Genomic DNA, 500 nt, shown 5'->3' on the forward strand with positions numbered 1-500 from the left:
CGCGTGACCGCGGTGCCCGGGCGGGCGGCCGCCCGCCGCAGTCGGGGAACCGCGACGTCGGTTCGCGCCGCCACCGCGGCCTCGAGCAACGCGGACTTGTTCGGAAAGTAGTGATACAGGCTGCCGCTGGTCATGTCGGCCGCGCGAGCGATCTCACGAATCGTCGCCCGGGCGTAGCCCGCCTCGGCTACACAGCGCATCGCCGCGGTGATGATCCGGGCGCGCGTCTGCTCACCGTCGGCCCCCACCGGCCGGCCCAACTGCGACGCCTTGACGGTCATACCGCGCAGTCCCCGCCACCGGTCCGTTCGTCACGCACCGCGCACCTCGCGCCAACAACGTCAAGGAAATTGATCGTCCGATTATATTCGGTGTGTCGGATCGGCGGCCGGCGGACAGGATGCGACCAGTGGGGACAGCACCGTGACGCGGACGCAACGCGGGCGTCCGGTAGGTGCCAGCGGCGAGGAGACTCGCCGGCGGTCATCAAATCCCCACCA

The 500-nt window shown here is 70.2% G+C and carries 1 protein-coding gene; it reads right to left on the reverse strand.

Annotated elements, in window-relative coordinates; all coding sequences use genetic code 11:
- The coding region (locus A5782_RS18300) for a TetR/AcrR family transcriptional regulator (RefSeq protein WP_156624018.1) at positions 1-281 on the reverse strand (281 nt) is incomplete at its 3' end.
- Between the last annotated feature and the right edge of the window lie 219 nt (positions 282-500).

This window comes from Mycobacterium sp. 852002-40037_SCH5390672 (assembly GCF_001665875.1).
Taxonomy (GTDB): Bacteria; Actinomycetota; Actinomycetes; order Mycobacteriales; family Mycobacteriaceae; genus Mycobacterium.